General features: G+C 34.0%; 6 protein-coding genes. 2 read left to right on the forward strand and 4 right to left on the reverse strand.

Annotated features, from left to right (window positions below; all coding sequences use genetic code 4):
* Positions 1–28: 28 nt before the first annotated feature.
* The 4 genes from NPA10_RS01155 to NPA10_RS01170 form a co-directional block, all read right to left on the reverse strand.
* Complete coding sequence (locus NPA10_RS01155; protein WP_256547712.1) at positions 29–4,450, reverse strand: hypothetical protein; 4,422 nt, start codon at positions 4,448–4,450, stop codon at positions 29–31.
* Positions 4,450–7,422, reverse strand: coding sequence for a hypothetical protein (locus tag NPA10_RS01160; protein ID WP_256547713.1), 2,973 nt, complete (start codon positions 7,420–7,422; stop codon positions 4,450–4,452). The genes NPA10_RS01155 and NPA10_RS01160 overlap by 1 nt, the downstream gene beginning before the upstream one ends.
* A 360-nt stretch (positions 7,423–7,782) precedes the next feature.
* Positions 7,783–12,273, reverse strand: coding sequence for a hypothetical protein (locus NPA10_RS01165; RefSeq protein WP_256547714.1), 4,491 nt, complete (start codon positions 12,271–12,273; stop codon positions 7,783–7,785).
* 11 nt (positions 12,274–12,284) lie between these two features.
* A complete protein-coding gene (locus tag NPA10_RS01170) occupies positions 12,285–15,332 on the reverse strand; it encodes a hypothetical protein (protein WP_256547715.1) in 3,048 nt (1,015 codons plus the stop codon).
* Positions 15,333–15,904: 572 nt separating this feature from the next.
* On the opposite strand from NPA10_RS01170, the gene NPA10_RS01175 reads away from it, so the two are divergent.
* Positions 15,905–19,219, forward strand: coding sequence for a hypothetical protein (locus NPA10_RS01175; protein ID WP_256547716.1), 3,315 nt, complete (start codon positions 15,905–15,907; stop codon positions 19,217–19,219).
* 179 nt (positions 19,220–19,398) lie between these two features.
* Positions 19,399–22,710: a hypothetical protein gene (locus NPA10_RS01180; protein ID WP_256547717.1), complete on the forward strand. Its 3,312-nt coding sequence runs from the start codon at positions 19,399–19,401 to the stop codon at positions 22,708–22,710.
* The last annotated feature ends 86 nt before the right edge of the window (positions 22,711–22,796 follow it).

The raw sequence follows: 22,796 nt of genomic DNA on the forward strand, positions 1-22,796 counted from the left end.
GGTTTTAATGTTGTCAGTTACTAATTAATTAGTTTTTAATTTCGGGTAATTTTTCTTTATATTCACTACTACTGCTAAACTCACGTTCCAAAATTTTGCGTAATTTATTTTGGTAGTAAGCAATCATGTGTTTGCCACGGAATGTATGGAAAATAAATAAGGCGGGGCCAAAAATGATGATTGGTAAGAAAATGGCTAACAGGATATAAATAATGCTATTAGTGAAATTGGGGTACAACTGAACACGTTGGAAACCGGTTAGGGTTTGTCCGGAGTGGGTTAGTTCGATGAATCCGCGATCACGTAAACTACGGTAAGGAATCACTTGGGTATTAAAGGTTTTAACGTTATCGGTTGCACTGTCAGCCGTATCGGTATTTACTTCGTCTTCATCAGCAAACCGTACATAATGGGCTTGAGTGACATTGGTTGCACTTGGATCTGGTGTTGGTGCAGGAGTGGCATTGGGATCGGGATCAGTTGGATTTCTAGTGTCATCTGGTTCAGGATTAGTTTCGGGTGCGGGATTTTGGGGTTGGGGTGCAGGGTTATTATTTGCGGGTGGGGTTGGGGTGTTAGTTGCTCTGGGAGCTAACTGCGGGGTTTTCACAAAGAAGTGAATTTGACCACTCCCATCATTAGCATTGAATAAGAAGTACACTTCTTTTTCTAAATTATTAAACACACTATTAGCAAAAGAATAGAAGTTAGCTAAAACGGTTCCACTAGCTTGATCAGCCCGAGTAACACTTTTAGCTTGAATAAAGCTGTCATCATTCGGGTCTAAACCATTAAACGGATCAAAGGTTTCAACTGCGTTTTGTCAGGCATCTTCAGGAATTAAGAAACCAGAAAATTCTTGAACAAAAGTAGTTACCCCATTCCCTTCGTTTCACTGGTCAAAATTTAAAGTAATTGTGATGGTCCCCCGACTGTTGCTCACATCTAAAGTAGCTTGTACTAAATCCGGATTGCTGCCATATTTTCGTTGGGCTGCTGGGGAAAGATCAGCAAAGATTTTAGCTAATTCATAATCATTTGATAACTTACGTAATTCAGCATAAAACTGTCCTGCAGTGGTATTTAATGTGCTTAGATCTCGACCTAAAACAACATCATTACTTGCTTTTCAGTTAATGAAATAACCAGTGTTATTATCAATTTGTTCACCAGTTTTAAAACCAGTATAAACTTTACTAATTTTGCGGTTACGAATTAATTGGAACTGACCAGATAACTGGTTGTATTCTAAAAAGGTTTCAAAGAATAAAGAAACCAATAAATTTCCCCGAGCATTATCCGCGTTCAAACTAATGACCGGATTTGCTTCAGCTGCAGGTTGGGATAAATTGATTAACCCCCCTAAGACTTTGTTCTCAGCACTCAATTGAGCAATGCCGCGTTGCACCAAATCTTCAGCCACAATATTTGATGGTAATAAGTTAAATAAATTTTGATCATCAGCCGGACTAAACTGACGTAAATAAGCTTCGCGATCTTCTACAAACCCAACAGTAAACGCATCTGAAACATTCGGATTTCTGCGGGCAAATCCGGTAAAGCTGTGGCTAAATTCGCGGACTAAACTGCCTGGTAAAGGATTAATTAAGGAAATTTTTAAGGTAAATGAACCTAATAAATCATTAATATCAGTGATTGTTACTTGGGAAATTAAATTCCGAACCACTGTGGATGCGGTAATTAAACCCAGTACATCAGTAGCGACTTTAATTTTGTCAGTTAAATTTTTTTCAGTGGTTTGATTTTCTTCTTTAAACTGGTTGGCAATATTACTTGGTTGTAATAAACTTACACTTTGTTCGGTGTCATTATTAGTGATTCTTTTTTTACTAATGTCATCAAAAGTATTAAAACCAAATAAAAAGGTTTGGTTGTAATTACTATCTGCTTTAAAAACTGATGGGGTTTCTCATGTAACAGAGTTTGGGGTCACTAAAGTGACTTTAGGATCAATGCCATGGGTTGATAAGGCCACATTATCACCCCCAAAATCAAAACTAATTGTAATGATGGCAGTTCCTTTAGTGTTATCAGGAACTAAATTAATGGTGTAAGAATATTTTTGTAATTCGTCTGATAAACTAATGAATTGATCAATCACATCACTGTCTTTCAGTTGGGAAGGAAAAATCCGGGAAAAATTAGGGTCTAATTGATCCCCAATTTTCGGGTTCAAAGTATAATTTAATTCTTCTAAGATTCGGGTTGTCCCGTTAAAACCATTAAAAGCAAATTGGAACCGGCGGGGGTTTTGACGGGTTCCATTGGTTCAAACATAACCAATGTTAACAGTAACTAAAAACCGTGCAGGGCGGTTAGTTGCATTGAAAGTAATTGATAGATTATTAACATCAGCATATTTATCATTTAGATTAACATTTTTTAACCGTAAAAAATCAGCCACAGCAATGCGGTAGTTTTCACTGCGGTTATAAAATGCGGCTACATCAGTTGGTAAAGAACGCAAGATGAAATTGCGGGGAATTTGTTGGGCAATGTTTAAAACCGCATCCCGAGCATAAAGTTGGTATTTATAAGAACCCAAAAAATAACGCACTGAATTTGGGGTTGCTGTTGCTTGGGGTAGTCCGGTTGATGGATCTAAGTTCCGTAGTTTTTGGTAGGCATTAACCACCATTTCATGACTGTAGTCTAAGTTTAAATCAGTGATGGTGGTTTCATGAAACTCGTATTCATAAATGGGTGCAAAACCAGTGTAAGCATAAGCGGGCCGGGGAGTTAAAAAAACGGTTTGGTTGGCGCGAAACTGATTTTGGAAATCACTGGGTTTTAAAGTGGTGTAACGAGCTCCGTCCCGAATTTCGGATTGGGGAATAAACGAAATTGGTGAAACCGCTTCAAACGCATTATTTAAGTTTTGGGCATAAGCTACAAACCCGCTGTTATTGAAAGCTAGAATTTGTCCATTAGATAAATGAATCAAGTAATGACGACCATCATTACTGATGCTTAAAATTTTCACTCCATTGGGAATATTGGATAACAACGCAATTTGTTGCAAGTAAGCAAAGTTTTCAGATAGTGCCACTAAAACATGGTTTTCATTCACGGTTACATAAGCCGCTCCATTTAACAGTTTGTTTTCATTCAAAACGGGGACAAAACTGCTAGGGTTCATATTGGCTAAATAGGGAACGTTTTGTTCGTATTTACTAATTTCGACTGCAGCGTTATTAATGTTAATGCTAGCGCTTAATTTTTGCACTAACACTTTACCATTGCTGGTGAAATTTTGGTTATTTTCTTTTTGGCTTTTGGCGTTTAAAAATAATCCCTTTGAATTTGTTTCAACAGTGAAAAAGGTTTGTTTAACTGAATCATTAAAACTGCTAATAGCAGTTTCTGCAGGTGATTGTAAAACATTACTATTCAAAGAAAAAGAATAGATTTTAGGACTATTGGCAACCGCTTCATTCGCTGAAGTTCTCACAAAGAAAACTAATAATAAGGCACTGTTACTAAAAATGGAATTAGTAACAATTAATTCTGCTCCACTTTGGATTTGGGCAACATAATTAGTTGGGGTTGCTAATAACATTCCACTAGTATCAATTCTTTGGTTGCTAATTAAAAAAGCAGTAATAACATTATTGTTATTATCTTTATTTAAATTCCCAGCAACCATTAATAAATTCGGATTTAATCCATCAGTCCGAATGACTAAATGGTTGAATTCCCGAGTGGAATAATTAGTTCCATTAGAAGCTGTTAATTTTTGGGCTTCTTCGGTTTTAGTGTCATAATAAACACTAATTTCTCCATCAGTCCGATTAATTTTTAAAACAACCGTATTACCACTAGTTGCACTAGTACGGGCGTAAACACTCACAAAAAAAGCATTAGCGACACTAGAATATTGGGCTTTATTAATTCTTAATCCAGTAATATCAGCTGGATCAGCACTTGTGCGTGCACCAGTTGGAGTTGCTCGGGTAGTTTTGATTTGAGCAATCATTTCAGTAGCACTAATATTTCAAGTTAAACTGTTATCACGGTTGTTGATTAAAACTAAATGATCAAATGGTTCAGTTGCTGCTGTTGCTGTATCAGAATTGGTTTTAGCTTTAGCATACAATAAAGCAAACCCAGCCGCATCATAAATATTGTGCACATTATAAGGGCCTAATTTGCCCCCATTAATAAATTCTGGTTCAGGAAAATCAAAATCAGCTAGGGTTTTAGCAACTGGAGTAGGTGGTTGGATTTGTTCATCGGTTGTGGTCAAAGCATCCTGGTGTCTTTGTAGTTTAAATCCAGCACTAGGTTCGTCCAATTTTTTAGTTAATTGGGATTGGTTAGTAATTGTTTGGCTAAAAATGGAAGCAATGGCAGTAAAGAAGCTGAAACTAATTAAAATAACAAACCAGATTTTAATTAGTTGACTGCATTTTTTAAGTCAAGTTGGCATTAAATTTTACCTCAATCATTGGATTGATAATTAGCAGATGATTTCACTGGACGGGGGCGATCATTATTTTTGATTTTATGATGAACCAGCTTAGTTTTTTGTTCAGTTGCCTTTGTTGATTTGCGACGAAAGAAGCGTTTACGACGTGGATTAATTTCAGTATCAGCTTCTAATGCAGTTCCATAAATGCGTTTCCGACGGTAGTAAATACTACCACTTACTACTGCGCCAACAAACAATAAAGCAGTCATGGAAGCGCCAATAATTGCAATATAAACATTATCTAAAATTGCAATTTGGGCAACTGGGCTTTGGTTGTTAGTAACAAAACCATTTCTGCCCAAAAATCCGTTAATGACAAATCTTAAAGTTTGGGTTCGTCCTGTTTGGTTAGCTTCATTTGAATTAGCAGCTACTTCATTTTCGTGCCGGACTAAGTCCAATTGGGTTTGGGTGTCTTGTTCTGGTGTCTCATCAACATTTGCTGTTTCAGAAGTTGGTTGTTCATCAGCTGCAGCATCAGCATTGCTAGGGTTGTTAATGCTATTGTTAGTGCGATTAATTAATTCGTTCCAGTTGATTTTCAGATCGACAACAACTGAATTAGGTTTTCGTTCAACAATCTCTAAATCATTCGGGTTTAATAATCGCGCAATCGCGGTTGGTAAACTTGAAAACAAGTTAGTTAAAATATCATTTGTAGTTAGATCATTTGGATCTAAGGGATTACGGGCTAAAAAAGTTGAAGGTAAACTAATAACAGGTACATGGGTTAGTGATAAACCGTTTTCTAAAGCTTCGTTCTGTCGAAAGTTATTAACCCGAAAATTAAATTCGTAATTTTCAATTCCGTTAAACCTAGGTAATAACAAGACAACAATTAACTGCCCTTCTTGATCATTAGAGATTGAGAAAACTTTAGCTTCTCTTAAATCTGAAGTGTATTGATTACCACCAGGGGGAATGGTTAAGTTAAAAATTTGCAAAATCTGATCGTCAGTTAACCGACTGGCAAAAGTCTGGGAGAAACGGTGATTTCGTAATAAAAACTCTTGACGGGGTTCAATTGTACTAACTAATTTAGGATCAATGTTAATGCTGTTCTGGTGGGCTATAAAAGTGTTAGTAAAAACTTGATCACGTGTACCGTTAAAACTAGCCATTTTGATCGAAATCTTGATACTGTCTGATTCGGTTGCAGCAGCATTTACTTTAACAGGTTCAATTGCCACAGTTGCGCCTTGGGCAGCAACTGGGTCATATGATTTTTGGTATTCATCCGAAAAATAACGTGAACTAGTAAAGAAGCGGGAGACAAATGATTTGGCAACCGCATTATTTGTAAAAGCTCCAGTATAGTTATTATTCCCAATTTGGTTGCGGAATGAAGTTAAAATCTCATTACTAGTTAGAGTTGCTAAATCAGATGGTAAACTACTGTTTCAAGTGAAAAATAATGATGATCCGCTGTTAGTGTTGGTGTTAAATCCAGTGTATTGCAAATGCAATGGGGTTGCTTGTACCACTGCAGCAGCATTATTTAGGGTTTGAAAATAAATTAATAAATCAACTGTTCCCTTTCGATCATCCGCAAACCCCCGAACTTCAGTGATGTTGAATTCTGGTAATTCTGCATTCGAACCAGTTTTAGACCGATCACCGGCTAGGGTTAAGTAGGCAATTCCATTTTCAAAACCAGCAACTTTAACATCTAAGGGAGCAAGTTCATTAGAACCTTGCCCACCCCCACCAGCTGCAGCAATTTTTTTACCAGTAACCAAATCGAGTAGAGAATAGTTTTTATATGATTCAGCTGTAGTTTCTTTTCAGGATAAAAATTGGGTCGGCAGCAAATCACTAACTTTTTTGTTAATAAACGAAATAGTATTACCATTTGATCCTGGTCGATCCCATAAAGGCAATCTAATTTCAGAATTCAATAGCTGTTGGTTACTTAAAGCATTAATGGTGACACCAGTGCGGATGTTTCTGGCACTGGTGTTGGCGTGATTAAATCCTAAAAAAGTTCGAAAAAAAGTTTTGGGATTATTAGAAAAATGACTATCTAATTCAACTTGCACTCCTAAAATTCCCGCAGCTAAGTTATGACTTAAACTAATGCGGGGTTGAGGAAAAGTTAATTTTTGGTGGGGCGGAGTGTAATCAGGAACAATCGCATAAAAGTTGCTGGTAATGAAGTTTAAGGGAATTTGGTTAGTGCGTAAATTTGATTGGCGAATTAAACTGATGATATTAGCATCAGTATTTCAATTAAACCGGAAGGTGACGCGTCTTAACCGAATTGCTGTATCCCATTTTCACAAGGTGGGATCAGTTTCATCAGCCCGATCAGTTGGCGGAAGAATCACAGCTCGATAATTAGCAGTAGTTGTGTTAGTTAACTGCGCATTGCTATAAGTTGTTCCAGATACTGTATAAGCACTAATGGGTTGAAAAACTCGGAAATTTAAAGTGCCGTTTACATCATCAATATTAGTAAATTCAATATTTAAATTACTAGCAACATTAGTGGATAGTTGTCCTAATTGAAAATTTAAAGTTGATGATAAACTACTTGTTTCAATTTTAGTTCCCACTCCATCTTCGTCAACAGTTTCAAATTGATAACCAGTATCAGTCGCAGTAGCTTCTCCATTGGCAGAAGTTTGGGGCTTGATATCAAACATGGAAACCACATCTGCTGCTGTGACTTGGGAAGGGTATTTTGGAGTTCATCGGGATTCTTGGGGTTTGAAAACCAATGAAGAAGGTCGATAAAGATAAGCACCATCACCTTCAGTAGCGGTTGCTACTGCGTCAGCATGTTGAACTCTAGTGCTGATTAGTGGTGGTTTTTGGGTGTGAAGTGTTGTATTATTGTTGAAGTTTGTAATTGATCAGAAAGCAATACTGCTTGCTGTGATTAAACAAATTCCACTCATTCAACGTCATAAAAAAGACTTTTTTTTCATATGCATAACAACTATATAACCAATCAATCCTAGATTGATTTGACTACATAAGGTAATTTGAATGATTGATGCGTCAATAAAGCTCCATTATAATACCATTTTGGCCTCATTATGACCCCAATTTAATACTATCATGGTGCTAAATTAATTGGATATATTATACTAGATTATCAACAAAGGGGTTTGGCATTTTCAGTGATTGATGACCAATTAATCGGGGATTAAACTGGTTTGATTATTAAAAATCTAAAAATTGTAATTTAGGTTAAAACAAAATTAGAAATAACAAAATCCTTGCTAAATAAAGCAAGGATTTTGTTTTGTTATTAATCAATGAAAAAAGAGAAAAAAAGCAAACGATTAGCTGTGGGTGCCAAATTCTTTTTCCAGTCTTTTTTTCAATTTGTTTTCGTAATATGCAACCATGTATTTCCGTCTTAAACGGTGAAAGACATAAATTGCAGGACCAATTAAAACTGTTGGTAAGAAAATTGCTAAAAGAATATAAATAATACTATTTGTGAAGCTTGGATATAGTTGTAATTCTTTAAAACCGCTAATAACTTGACCAGATTTAGCTAGTTCAACAAAGCCACGCTGACTTAAACTCCGATAAGGAATCACTTGGGTATTAAAGGTCTTAGTTTTGGATTGATCAGTATCAGTGTCATCAGTCTTAGTTGCATCGTCCATTCTAATTATTTTAGTTTGAACTTGATGGACTAATGTAGTTGCTGGAGCTGCAGGAGCATTGGCTGGTGTTGTTGGAGTTGGTGGGGTGGGTTGAGTACTTGGAACGGTTGGATCAGGAGAAGGAGTTGAATTAGATTGATCAGTTGAATCAGCTGGACTGGTTGAGCCATTTGAATTTGTTTGATCATTCGGATCAGCTGGAGTTTGGGGGGCAGTTGGAGCAGCATTGTTGTTATTATCGACTGGATCAGTTGTAGAACTAGTTGTACTTGCGGCTGCTAATTTAGGAGTTTTTACAAAGAAGTGAATTTGACCAGTTCCCGTGTTGGTGTTGAATAAGAAATAAATTTCTTTTTCAACGTTATTAAATACACTATTACTAAAAGAATAAAAGTTAGCTAAAATCTCTGCACTAGCTTGATCAGCTGGAGTAACACTTTTAGCTTGAGCAAAACTAGGATCATTTGGATCTAATCCGTTAAAGGGGTCAAATTCCGCAACAGCTTCATTTCAAGCGTTTTCAGGAATTAAAAAACCTGAAAATTCTTGCACAAAACTAGTAATGCCGCCCCGTTGGTTTCATTGTTCAAAATTTAAAGTGACAGTAATAGTGCCCCGATTATTATCAACAGCTAAATTGGTACTAATTAAATTCGGATTAGCTGAATATTTTTCAGTTGCAGCAAAAGATAAATTAGCAAATAACTCCGCAATTTGATAACTATTTAATTGTCGCAAATATTCATGGAATTGATTAGCAGTTAACTGATCAATTTTTAGGTTGCCATTTTTTAAAACAACATCATTAATGGATTTTCAGTTAATGAAATAACCAGTGCTATTATCAACTGGGTCACCAGTTTTAAATCCAGAATAGACACGACTAATTTTTTGGTTGCGTAATAAGGTGATTTGACTAGTTGTTGGGTTGTAACTTAAGAAAGATTCAAAATAAAGTGAAACCAACAAGTTCCCTTTAGGATTATCAGCACTTAAACTAATAATGGGTTTAGCTTCTTCTGCAGCTTGGGATAAAGTAATTAAACCACCTTGAATTTGGTTTTGTTTACTTAAAACATCATTAGCTCGTTGCAATAAATCTTCAGCCAAGACTTGTGAAGGTAAAAGATTAAATAAGTTTTCATCTTCTAGTGGCGCAAACTCATTAACATATGCTTCTTTATCTTCAAGAAAAGTGACCGTAAAAATATCAGCATTAGTAGCCGCACGACGAGCAAAGCCATTAAAGTTATGACTAAATTTTGTAGTCAAACTACCTGGTAATGGTTGGGATAAAACAACTTCTAATTTGAATGAACCCAATAAATCATTAACATCAGTTATATTGATTTGGGTAATTCAGCGTCGTACAATTGGTGAGGCAACAAATAAGCCTAATTCATCAATAGCAACTTTAACTTTTTCAGTAATATCTTTTTCTTGACTTCCATCACTAGTTCGGAATTTTTTAACCAAATCAGAAGGTTGTAACAAAACAGCAACTTTACCACTATCATCTTTTAAAGTTTTTTGTTTAATTTCTTCAAAAGTACTAAATCCAAATAAAAAATTCTCGTTGTAATTAGGATCAGCTTTGAATACAGATAAAGTCTCTCAAGTCACTGAATTATGAGTTACCAAAGTTCCATCAGTAATGTTAGCGGGAGCCAAAACAACATTTTCACCTCTGAAATCAAAGGTAATTGTTAAAATGGCCGACCCGGTGGTGTTTTTGGGAATAATATCAACTACATAGTTATATCTTTTTAACTCATCTGATAATTGAATAAATTCATCAATCACTTGATCAGGTTGCAAATCAGATGGGAAAATGCGTGAAAAAGCTGGGTTTAAAGTTTCGATTGTTTTCGGATTTAAAGTGTAACTAAATTCTTGTAATAGATTTTTAGTATCTTGAAATCCTTGAAAGGTAACATTAAATGTGGTTGAATTAACTTTAGCATTATTTCTTCAAGCATAACCAACTGTAACATTAATTGTTAAACGTGAGGGATTATTACTACCACGGAAAGTAATGGCTACATTATTTAAACTAGTATATTTGTCGTTTAAATTAACGTTTTTAATTTCTAAAAAATCATCAATTGCAACTTGACGATTATCTTGTAAATTATAAAAAGCAGCAACATCAGTTGGTAATGATTTGAGAACAAAAGGACGCACTACATTTTTAATTTTTACACTAGCTTCTTTAGTATAAAGTTGATATTTATAAGAGCCAACAAAGTATTTTATTCCAGTGGTGTCACTAGTATTTGGTAAACCATTTGTTCCTAATTTCCGTAGTTTTTGGAAAACATTAACAGTTGCTTCTTCGCCATAATTTGCATCAGCAGGAGCTGTGCCTTTTTCAAATTCATACTCATAAACCGGTTGATAAGTACGATTATTATATGGATTACCGCGCACAAAAAAACTAGAAGAATTAGCTTCAAAAGATGTTTTAAATTCATCAAACTTTTGAGTGGTATAACGGGCACCATCATTAATTTCACTTTGAGGAATAAATGAAACAGAGGCAACAGTTTCTAAAGCTAAATTAAGCTTATCAGCATAGCCAACAAATCCATTATTATCATAGGCAATAATTTGACCATTAGATAAATGAATTAAATAATAAACACCATTATTACTGATGTTTAAAATCTTAACACCACTTGGAATACTGTTGATTAACGTAATTTGTTGCAAATAAGAGAAGTCATTTTTTAAAGCAACTAAAACATGATTTGCATTTACAGTTACATAAGCTGCTCCGGGTAGTAAGTTATTGCCATTGTTAATTGGAGCAATGCCACTTGGTGCTAATCCAGCTAAATAGTTTACATTATTGGCGTGAGTGTTTAAAGTAACATTGGCGTTGTTAATATCCACTGATGCAGATACTTTTGATACTACGAGTTCACTGGTTGAAGCATAATCGCCTTTAGTTCCGCTAGTGCTTTTTGCGATTAAAAATAAACCATTAGAATTTTTTTCAACGTTAAAAAGGGTTTGTTCTCCAGAATTATTGGTTATAGCCCGTAAATCAGTACTTTGAGGGTTTTGTAAAAGATTATCCCTTAATGAAAAAGAATAAATTTTAGGATTATTAGAAGTTGTCTCACTTGATGCACTCAAGACAAAATAAACTAATAATAAAGCTCCATTATCAAAAATGGAGTTGGTAATAATTAGTTTGCCACCAGCGTTTTTAATTGTATCTGTAAAATCAGATGATGCAGCAGATGTAAAAACACCAGAAGTACCCAATGTTCCTGCACTAACTGAAAATGCTGCAATAACATTTTTGCCAGATTGATTATTCAAAACACCTGTTAACATTAAAATGGTTGGATTTACACCATCAACACGAATTACTAGATGATTAAATTCATGAGTCTTATAATCTGTTCCATTAGATGCTGACATACTTTTAGTCTCTAAAGCAGCATCGTGATAAACAGATACGGTTCCTTCATCTCTAGTAATTTTGATAATAGCAGTATGACTTTGAGTGTCGCTAATTTTAGCAAAAACACTGACAAAAAAGGCATTAGCTGCTGCGGAAAATTCGGCTTTATTAATTCGTACACTAATTGATGCAGTTGTCACGGGTGCAACTGTTGCTGAATTACTCTCAGAGCTGCTACTAGATTGAGGAGAAGATGTTGATGAAGAAGAACGATTAGTGTTGATTGTGTTTTTAATTTTTTCAGCATCAACACTTCAAATTACTTTATTATCGTTGTTACCAATTAAGACTAAATTATCAAAAGGTTCAGATGAAGTTGAACTAGAGGATGTTAATTTAACTGAATTAGTGGATCTAGCTTTAGCATAATACAAAGAAGCTCCGTTAGCGTTATAAATGTTGCGTACATTGTATTCGCCTAATTTTCCATTGCTATTAACAAATTCTGGTTCAGGAAAATCAAAATCATTAATTGTTTTAGTTGCTTGTACAGTTTTAGCTTGCTGTAAAATTCTATGACCATGTTGATCGACTAATTTTTGATTGACTGAATTAAGTGCAGTTTTATTTGTTGGACTAGTCGGAGATGTAGTATGAGCAAAAACCGTACCTATTGTTGCAAAAAAACCTAAACCCACAATCGCTGTTAGACCAATGCGCAAACGTTGATTGATTTTTTTCATTAATGATTTCATTAGATTTTCCCCCAGTCATCAGCTCGATAATTAGCAACTGTTTTTTTATTATTTTGTCGGCTTTTATTTTTAATTTGAGATCTATGATGATTGTTTTTATCAGAACTTGAACTTCGAATATTGGTTTTATTCTTTTGTGACAATGAACTAGGTTCTGGTTCTAACCCATCAGTATAATATTTACGACGACGATAAAAAAGGGTGCCTTTAATCGCAGCTGCTGCAGCTAAAACTGTGGTTACGATCACGCCAATAACAGCAATGTAAGCATCATCTAAAACTGGAATTTGGGCAACAGGACTTTGGTTGTTAGCTTGGAAACCATTTTTGCCTAAAAAGCCATTAATCACAAATCGTAATACTTGATTTTTGCCATCACTAGTTTCATCACTGCTACTGTTGTCAACGGCTGTTAGTTCATCTTCATGATGAACTAAATTAGTTGAAGTAGTTGATGTGGTTGTTGATCTATTAGCTGGTGTAGTAACAGCAGGATCAGTCTCATTATTTGGGTTTTGATTGGTTTGATTATTAGTTCGGGAATTAGGTTGTTCTTCAAGACTATTATTAGTACGATTTAGCAATTCACGTCAGTTAATTCTTAAATTAACTACAACATAATTTTCACCCCGTTCGACAATTGTTAAATCATTAGCATTCAATAATCGGGCAATTGCAATTGGCAAACTGGAAAATAAATTATCCAAAATATCACTAGTGGTTAAATCACTCGGATCTAATGGGTTTCGCGCTAAGAAAGTTGCTGGTAAATTAATTTCGGGTACATGAGTTAAAGACAAGCCATTTTCTAAAGCCTCATTTTGTCGAAAATTATTGATGCGGAAATTATATTCGTAGTTTTCTACTCCATTAAATTTAGGCAACAACAAAATCACAATTAATTGTCCGTCTTGATCATTAGCGATCGCAAAAACTTTAGCAGTGGATAATGGATCAGTATAAATTTCACCCCCATTAGGAATGGTTAATTGAAACATTTCCAAAATTTCTTCATCAGTTAAACTGCTAGCAAACCGATTAGCAAACCGGTGATTACGTAACAAAAATTCTTGTAAGGGTTCGATTGTGCTAACTTTATCATGAGGAATATTCACTACACTTTGATGTGCTAAGAAAATGTTGGTTAAAACGTGTTCTTTCATTCCATTAAAATTTGCCATTTTAATGGAAATTTTAATACTATCAGCTTCAGAAGAATTACTACTTGTTTGTACTTGTTCAACTGAAACTTGAGCTCCTTGATTTAAATTAGGCTCATAACGTTTATAAAATTCATCAGAGAAATAAGTTGAACTAGTAAAGAAGCGGGACACAAATAACTTAGCTGCATCATCATTAATGAATGATCCAGCATAATTATTATTCCCAATTTGATTCTTGAAGGTGTTGAAAATTTGGTCACTACTTAGTGTTGCTAAATCAGTTGGTAAAGAACTGTTTCAGCTGAATAATAAAGATGAACCACTGTTTGGGTTAGCATTAAAACCCTTATAACGCACATGCATTGGCGCAGCCTGAACTAATTCAGCAGCATTGTCTAATGTTTGGTAATAAATTAATAAATCAACTATTCCTACCCGATCGTTAGCGACACCTCGAACTTCAGTGATCTTAAATTCAGGTAAATCAGTAAGTTTACCTGTTTTAGCTCGATCACCCGCTAGAGTTAGATAAGCGATTTCATTTTGAAATCCGGCAATGGATGTTGGTAATTCCAAAGGAGCAATTCCAACATCAGTTTTTTGTTCAGTTGCTGCAGCATCTGCTCCACTGGCCGTTAAAGTTTGGGGAACTTTTGGAACCACTTTATTACTAGTATCAATTTTTTTACCCGTAATTAAATCCAATAAAGAATAATTTTTATATTTCGCATCAGCATTACGAGCATTTAAAAATTGGGTAGGTAATAAATCACCAACTTTTTTATTGGTAAATGAAGTAACAGTACCATCAGGTTGGGTTTGATCTCATAAAGGTAATTTAATGATAGATTGAGTTAATTGTTCATCAGATAAAATGTGCAATTGAACCCCTGATTGTACAGCGTCTTGAGTATCAGTTTGAAAACCTAAGAAAGTTCTAGAGAATGATTTATCAGTATTAGAAAATTCATCATTAAGTGTAACTGCAACATTTAATCGACCTAAATTATCCGTTGGAGTTAAAGTAACTGTTGGTGTAGGAAATTTTAATGTTTGGTATGGCGGTACAAAATCAGGAGTTACTACAAAGAAATTAGTTTTTACTGCTTCTTCAGTTACGGTAGAACTTTTAGTATTTAGTTGATTAATGTAGCTAATGATGTTGGCATTGCTGTTTCAACGAAAGGTAAATTTAACTTTGTTTAAAGTTAGACTTTCATCTCACTTTCACAGAGTCGCATCACTAGTATCTTTTTTATCAGTTGGCGGAAGAATTAAAGCCCGATAACTGTTATTAGATGAATTCAATTGAGTATTTGTTGGTACGTTACTACTTAATTGATAAGCACTTAATGGTTGATAAACCCGAAAATTGAGTGTCCCTTTTACATCATCAACATTAACAAATTCAATGTTCAAATTTCTTAATTGATTATTAGAAAGTTGACCTAGGAAATGTGAAACTTCAGCGTTTAAACCACTAATTTCTACTTTAGTCCCTTTACCACTAGCATCAACTTTTTGAAATTGATAACCTGAATTAGTTGCTGTTGCTTGACCATCACTAACAGTTTGGGGTTGCAAATTGAACATCGCACTAATATCAGCCGCAGTCACTTGGGATGGATATTTAGCAGTTCATCCCGCTGTGCGCGGAGTAAAGGTTAAAGAAGATGGACGATAAATGTATGTGCCATCAGCTTCAGTTGAAGTTGCTGAAGGTGCTGGTGCTGCGGCTTGGGCTTGGTGTAATTTAATTTTACTATTGGAATTAATGGAAGTAGTTGCTGCTGGGCGAACTGATGCGATTCCTCAAAGCGTACTACTGGTAATAATCAGACCAATCAGACTAATTCAACGTCGTGATTTAAATCTTTTTTTCATAGTAAATAAATACCGATTGCTCGAGAAAAAAAGAACGAACAAAAATGAAAAAACACACTAACAAAAACAATTTATTTTTGGTAATGTGCTTCATTTATCCGATTCTAAAACATTTAGTTTTTTGAGAAAAAACTAAAATCACTTAGTATTATGATGCCTGAATTGGGATTACTAGCAATCAATAATACTAACAAAAACAAGAAGATTAATTGGGTGAGATTTTGTTATTAATTTAATTTATTTCGCTTCTTTTGCAGCAAAAATGAACTAAATTACAGGTGACAAACCCTTCAATCCTCTAATTACTCCGATTTTATTATAAAAATCGTAAAAATAGCATGAAATTTTACTAAAATTCAGCAATTTCATTAGGAATTTAAATGGGAGAACTTGATACAATTTTGGGGGGAAAATGGCCCCATTTATCCCCCAAAATACCATAACTATTCCACCGTTTTAGGGAAAATATATTATTATCAAAATACTTGTGGTTATATTATGAAGATGTAACCATTTTGGCTTGTGACTACTTTTTGTTTTGTTGTTTTTATAAGTCAAACTAACAAACATTCATGTTTAAAAAGGTTTTATCATCATTTTTATTATTAATTAGTGGTGTGTCAGTAAGTAGTGTTATTTTTACGGCGCATGATCATAGTTCGGTAAATACAGTAAATACACTGAAAAATTATCGTTCTCAAGCCCAAACTAGTGATCAAATCACTTTTAATGCTAATACCCGGTTTCCAACCATTATCTCTGAGGTTGGACCAGTATTATTTAATGAAAACACGGTTTTTCAATTGGATTGATTTGGACAAACAGTTTGGAAAACAGATGTTAAAGAGGAATTAGTTCGAATGGGTCACATTGCTCCTGAAGGAGCAAGTGAGCCCATTTTTGGCTTTCCAAAAGGCATTGCCGTAATTGGTTGAACTTATTCACAAATCACTAAAAGAATTTATTTACATGTTCCAGCCACCCGGGTGGGAAATGATCAAGCTAACGATAATTGAAAATTTCAATATATCGTTCCTTTAGATCCTAAAACTGGTAAATTAGAATTAGTTGCTCCTGATAAAACACCTCGGTTTGATGCCAGAGGTTCAACTTGACATGGTGAAATTCCGAAATTGGGTTATCAATATGGGGTCATTAGTCAATTAGGTGATGGTTCCATTGTGATTTATGGACTGTTAGATTTAAGTGGTATTTCTAATGGGGGAGCAGGTTATGCGGTTTTTTCGCCCAATACAAATACTTTAACTATAGGAAAAGGAATTTTTGGATTAAAAGGAGTACAAGCTAAATTTAAAGTGGGTGATTTGGCTTTATATCGGGTTAAACCAATGAACACCATTCCCATTAGTTCTACCAACGCTTTGTTCATTACTCACAACCCAGTTACCAACTATGTTCATGCTCATTTAACAGATAATAATTTTGGTATTGGTAATACCCTTTGAAGAAATAGTCTGTTAACCCGCACTCCTCCAGCAGCAACTACGGGATTTCCGATTGTAAGTGAAACTGATCCATTAATTGTGAATAATAATTATGGGATTACTAAAGATTATTATTACAACCATGTTACTGGTGAAACTTGATTACCTTATTTAGATAAAATCTTTTTTGTTAATCCCGATGATTCAGCACTAGGTTATCAAGCAGAACCAATTAATTTACCCAAAATCAAATCGGGAACTAATCCATGAGATAGTGGCATTATTTACAGTAGCTACCTAGATTTGCGGGGTGATTTATTTTTCAACATGGCAACTTGGGATGCAACTGCTAAAGATTGAAACATTGATACCACAATTTATAAATTGTCAGCCACAACCAGACAAATTACACCTTATGTGACTTTAACAACTTCAGATAATCCTGATATTTTAGAGAAGAATCAACATTTTAAAATTTTTGCCATTCCAACTCAAGTGGGCAAAATTATGTTAATTAACAAAAAAACCGGAATTGCAGTTGCGATTGATGAAAATCCCAAAAACCTTGGTTTTGGTCGAATTATTGGAACATTAAATGGAGATCACTCCTTCTTAAAAAGTCCTGATTTCAACCTAAATGTTGGCGCTAAATTTAGACTGCCTTCACAATTGCAAACCGATAATTTTACTGCTAATGGTAATGGCAATATTGTTAATTATGATGTCATCAAGATTGATGATACTAACGGATCAATTACCGTGCAAGCAACCATTAATTATGTACCGTGATTTGCGTCTCAAGATAATAATGCTAATGTCAAAACCACCCAAATTACCAAAACCTTTACAGGTTTGCGAACAGTTAATGATTTGCAATTTAGTGAATTAGATTATCAATTAAAAAATTCCCGAATTGACTTCATTGATGATCAAGCTTTAACAAATTTTGACTTATTAAATTTAACTGATAATGGTTTTTCTGAACAACTAAGATCAAAAATAAAATATCATGTTCAAAAAGTAGATAATACTCAAGGCACATTTGAAGTGCAATGAACACTAGTCGATTATTTTCCAACAATTGATCCAACTACTAGTCAAAAACTAAACCTTACTAAAACTCATAAATACCAAGCAATTGCCACCAGTGACACAACAGGATATCAAATAGGATTAATAAATGGATCTTCAGTCACAGCTGGAACTTTAAATCATGTGGAAAGCACCAGTTTTAATCATCTACCCCATGTTAACCAACTTTTATTAAAAAATATTAGTCCTTCAGAATTGGCTAATAATAAACAGAAAGTTTTAGAACTACTAGTTGATCGTTCAAAACTAAAGGGTTATCCGTTGTATTTGGTGGATGTGAAATTAACAGCCGATGATATCAATCACACTTTAGCTGTGGAAATTACCATCCCTAAAAATGTTAATGAAAAACTAAATCTTAATAATAACCAAGCCCAAACGTTAAAAACCACATACACTGATCTTGGTGCTTCTGGTCACATTGCACCAGCATTAAGTCTGGATAAATTTAATAATACAACAATTACTTCCAATTTAATTCAAGCTGATTTACACCAATTAAAAAATGAAAAACACAAGCAGCAATTGCTTAATTCATTAGCTAGTCAAATGAGCATTGCAAGTGTGTGAAATAAAATTTTCACACACAATAATTTGGATTATCAAAATATTTTTCAGGTTTCTTTAGTGCCTGATAACATCAAAGGTACGTTGCAAATTATTTTATTAAACAATAGTAACTTGAAATTTGACTCATTTAAAGGTTTTGATTCCAAACGGAAAATTAATGTTATTGAAATAACTGGTTTTCAAAAAATTACTCCTGATAACTATGATCAAAACCAGATTCAATTTGCTAGCCCAACAGATATTAATTTATTAGCCTTACAAAGTAGTAAGTTGGCATCTAAAGTAACAGTGAGTGATTTAGTAAAATTAGTAACAATTGGTGCAGCGATTAAACAACAATTTCCTAATTTTACATTAAATGACACCAACACCAAATTAACAGCTAATGATGTATCAGGGCAATTAAGTGTACAAATTGATTTAGCTAACGAAAATAAAGTTTCTACCAATCAGGATCAAGTGAATTTACCAAATCTTTATCATTACACATTCACTGATTTTGCTAAAGAAAATGGTACAGCCAAAAATTTTCAACCATTCTCCCAATTTCAATTGGGCAACAGAGTTAATTTAAAAGGGTTAACTAGTCAATATATTTTTGAACACCAGCAAGATTTTATTTTAAGACAGCAAGGTTATACTTTAACTTCAGCGAGTGAAATTGAAGTGATTTATGATCAAGGATTAGCCGCAGTTTTCATTACTTATAATTTTGCTAATCAACCCGAACACCAACACGATATGATCAATAACTTTTCTGTAGTTTACCGACTTTCATAGTTAATTATTTCTCATAATTAAGACCAATTATTTTTTAACAATGATTCTTGTTCTTTTTTAAAATAGATCCATAATTTTGAAAAAGAAGTTAATTATTCATAAATGTATTTTTTGCATGTTATGAATAGCAGATGTTCGATTAATTCAAAACATCTTCTTATCTTTTTGGAGGAAAGAAATTGAAAAAAATTTCTTTTTTTCTACTTTTAACAATCGGTGCGTTTTCAGCTAGCAGTATTTTGCTGGCAAGCCAACTAAACCAAATGAGTACCGAACAAAACCAAGGATTAAAAATTAATCGACATGCTGAAGCAGATGATTTGATTAAATTTAATGCTAACACCCGCTTTCCCACTATTATTTCTGAAATTGGTCCAGTTCTATTTAATGATAATACGGTTTTTCAATTAGACTGATTTGGTCAGACGGTTTGAAGTACCAATGTTAAAAGTGAATTAGTTGCTAAAGGCCATATTGCTCCAGAGGGAGTAGGTGCGCAGATTTTTGGTTTTAAAGCAGGAATTGCGGTAATTGGCTGAACTTATTCGCACATCACCAAAAAAATCTACTTGCACGTTCCAGCTACTCGGGCGGGAAATGATACAGAAAATGATAATTGAAAATTTCAATACATTGTGCCATTAGATCCTAAAACAGGAAAATTGGAATTAGTGGCTCCTGAACAAACTCCCCGGTTTGATGCAAGGGGCTCGACTTGACATGGTGAAATTGCCAACTTAGGTTACCAATATGGCATTATTAGCCAGTTGGGTGATGGTTCCATTGTGATTTATGGCTTATTGGATTTAAGCGGAATTTCTAATGGAGGTTCAAGTTATGCAATTTTTTCTCCTAACACAAACACATTAACTACAGGAGGAAAAATTTTTGGGATTGAAAAACCCATGCCTAAATTTAGAATTGGTGATTTGGCTTTATATCTTGTAAAACCAATCAACACAATTCCAATTAGTTCTACCAACGCGTTGTTTATTACCCATAACCCGCGCACTAATTATATTCACGCTCATTTAACTGATAACAAATTCGGTATTGGAAATAGTCTTTGAAAAGATAGTCCACTTACTCGGATTCCTCCAGATACTAGTACAGGATATCGTGCTATAGATGAAAGAGATCCCTTAATCCTTAATAATAATTATGGTATGACTAAAGATTATTACCATAATCCGATTACTGGAGAAACTTGGTTACCTTATTTGGATAAAATTTTCTTTATTAATCCAAATGACTCAACTCTTGGTTATGGGGCAACTTCAACTAATTTACCAAAAATTAAAAGTGGAGTTGCCCCATGGGATAGTGGGATCATTTACAGCAGCTATTTAGATTTACGAGGTGATTTATTTTTCAATATGGCCACTTGGGATGGGGCTACTCAAGATTGAAATATTGATACCACCATTTATAAATTATCGGCTACTACCAAACAAATTACTCCTTATGTGACTTTAACAACTTCAGATAATCCCGATATTTTAAAAGAGAACCAACACTTTAAAATTTTTGCGATCCCGACTCAAGTTGGCAAAATTATGTTAATTAACAAAAAAACTGGGATTGCAGTTGCGATTGATGAAAATCCTAAAAACCTTGGTTTCGGTCGGATTATTGGAACGCTAAATGGGGATCACTCCTTCTTAAAAAGTCCTGATTTCAACCTAAATGTTGGGGCTAAATTCAGACTGCCTTCACAATTACAAGCTGATAATTTTACTGCTAATGGTAATGGCAATATTGTTAATTATAACGTGACTGATATTAATGATAACGATGGTGCGATTACAGTACAAGCAACCATTAATTATGTACCATGATTTGCATCACAAGATAATAATGCTAATGTCAAAACCACCCAGATTACTAAAACATTTACTAACTTGGGAACAGTTAATGACTTACAATTTAGTGAATTAGATTACCAATTAGAAAAATCTCGAATTGATTTCATCAATGACACAGTTATAAAAAATTTTGACTTATTAAATTTAACTGATAATGGTTTTTCTGAACAATTACGCTCAAAAATAAAATACCAAGTTCAAAATGTAAATAGCACTGAAGGAACATTTGATGTGCATTGAAGTTTAGAAAATTATGCTCCAATAATTGATCCAAACTTTGCTCCAAAATTAAGTCTTACTAAAACCAAAACCTATAAAGCAATTCCAACCACTGACACTACAGGATACCAAATTGGTTTAATCAATGGTTCAGCAGTTGTTAACGGAACTTTAACCAATGTAGCAAAAACTAGTTTCAATAATTTGCCCCATGCAAACCAGCTTTTATTAAAAAATATTAGTCCCTCTGCGCTAGTTAAAGATAAAAGAAAAACCCTTGATTTATTAATTGATCGCTCCAAGTTAAAAGGCTATCCATTATATTTAATGGATGTTACATTAACGCCAAATGATCAAGAACGTACTTTAACTGTTCAAATTAAAATTCCTCAGAGTGTTAATGAAAAATTAAAACTTGGGGGAAATCAAGAACAAAGCTTCCAAACTATTTACACTGATTTAGGCACTTCTAGTCAAGTGACACCAGCATTAAGTTTAGAAAAATTTGAAAAGACAACAATTACTGCCAACCTAATTCAAGCAAATTTGCAACAGTTAAAAGATGGAAGCGTTAGAAATGAACTAATCCATTCATTAGCTAGTCAAATGAGCATTGCTAATTTATGAAACCAAATTTTTACCCACAATAATTTTGACTATCAAAATGTGTTTGAAATTTCTTTAGTACCAGATAATATCAAAGGATCATTGCAAATTATTTTATTAAACAAAAGTAATTTTGCCTTTGATTTATTTCAAGGATCTAATTCTAATCGCAAAATTACAGTGATTGAAATTACTGGCTTCCAAAAAATTACTCCTGATACTTATGATCAAAACCAAATTCAGTTCGCAGGTCCCACAGACGTTAATTTAGTGGCTTTACAAACACATAAATTAGCTTCACAAGTTAGTGTGAATGATCTTCAACAACTAGTCACAATTGGTTCAGAAATTCAAAGACAATTTCCTAATTTTAGTTTAAATACAATTAACACCACTTTAACTGCCAATGATGTTTCTGGACAATTAAATGTTTTAATTAGTTTAACTAATGAGAATAAAGTTTTAGCTAATCATGATCAAGTTCGTCTACCAAAAATTTATCAGTACACTTTCACTGATTTTGCTAAACAAGATGGTTCAGCTAAAAGCTTTCAACCATTTTCACAATCGCAGTTGACAACTAAACTTGATTTAAAAAGTTTAACAAGTCAATATATTTTTGAACACCAAAGCGATTTTATTTTGAGACAAAAGGGTTATACCTTAAATTCAGCGAGTGAAATTGAAGTGGTTTATGCCGAAGAATTAAATGCGATTTTCATTACTTATAATTTTGCTAACCAACCCGAACACCAAGATGATGAAATCAATAATTTTTCAGTGGTTTACCGAGTTTCATAATTAATTATTTCCATGAAATTTCACTTGTTCTTCTTTAAAAAACTTTGATTTTTTAAAGAAGAAGTCAGATATTCACAAACCAAATT

The sequence above is a fragment of the Mycoplasmoides fastidiosum genome (assembly GCF_024498275.1).
Taxonomy (GTDB): domain Bacteria; phylum Bacillota_I; class Bacilli_A; order Mycoplasmatales; family Mycoplasmoidaceae; genus Mycoplasma_N; species Mycoplasma_N fastidiosum.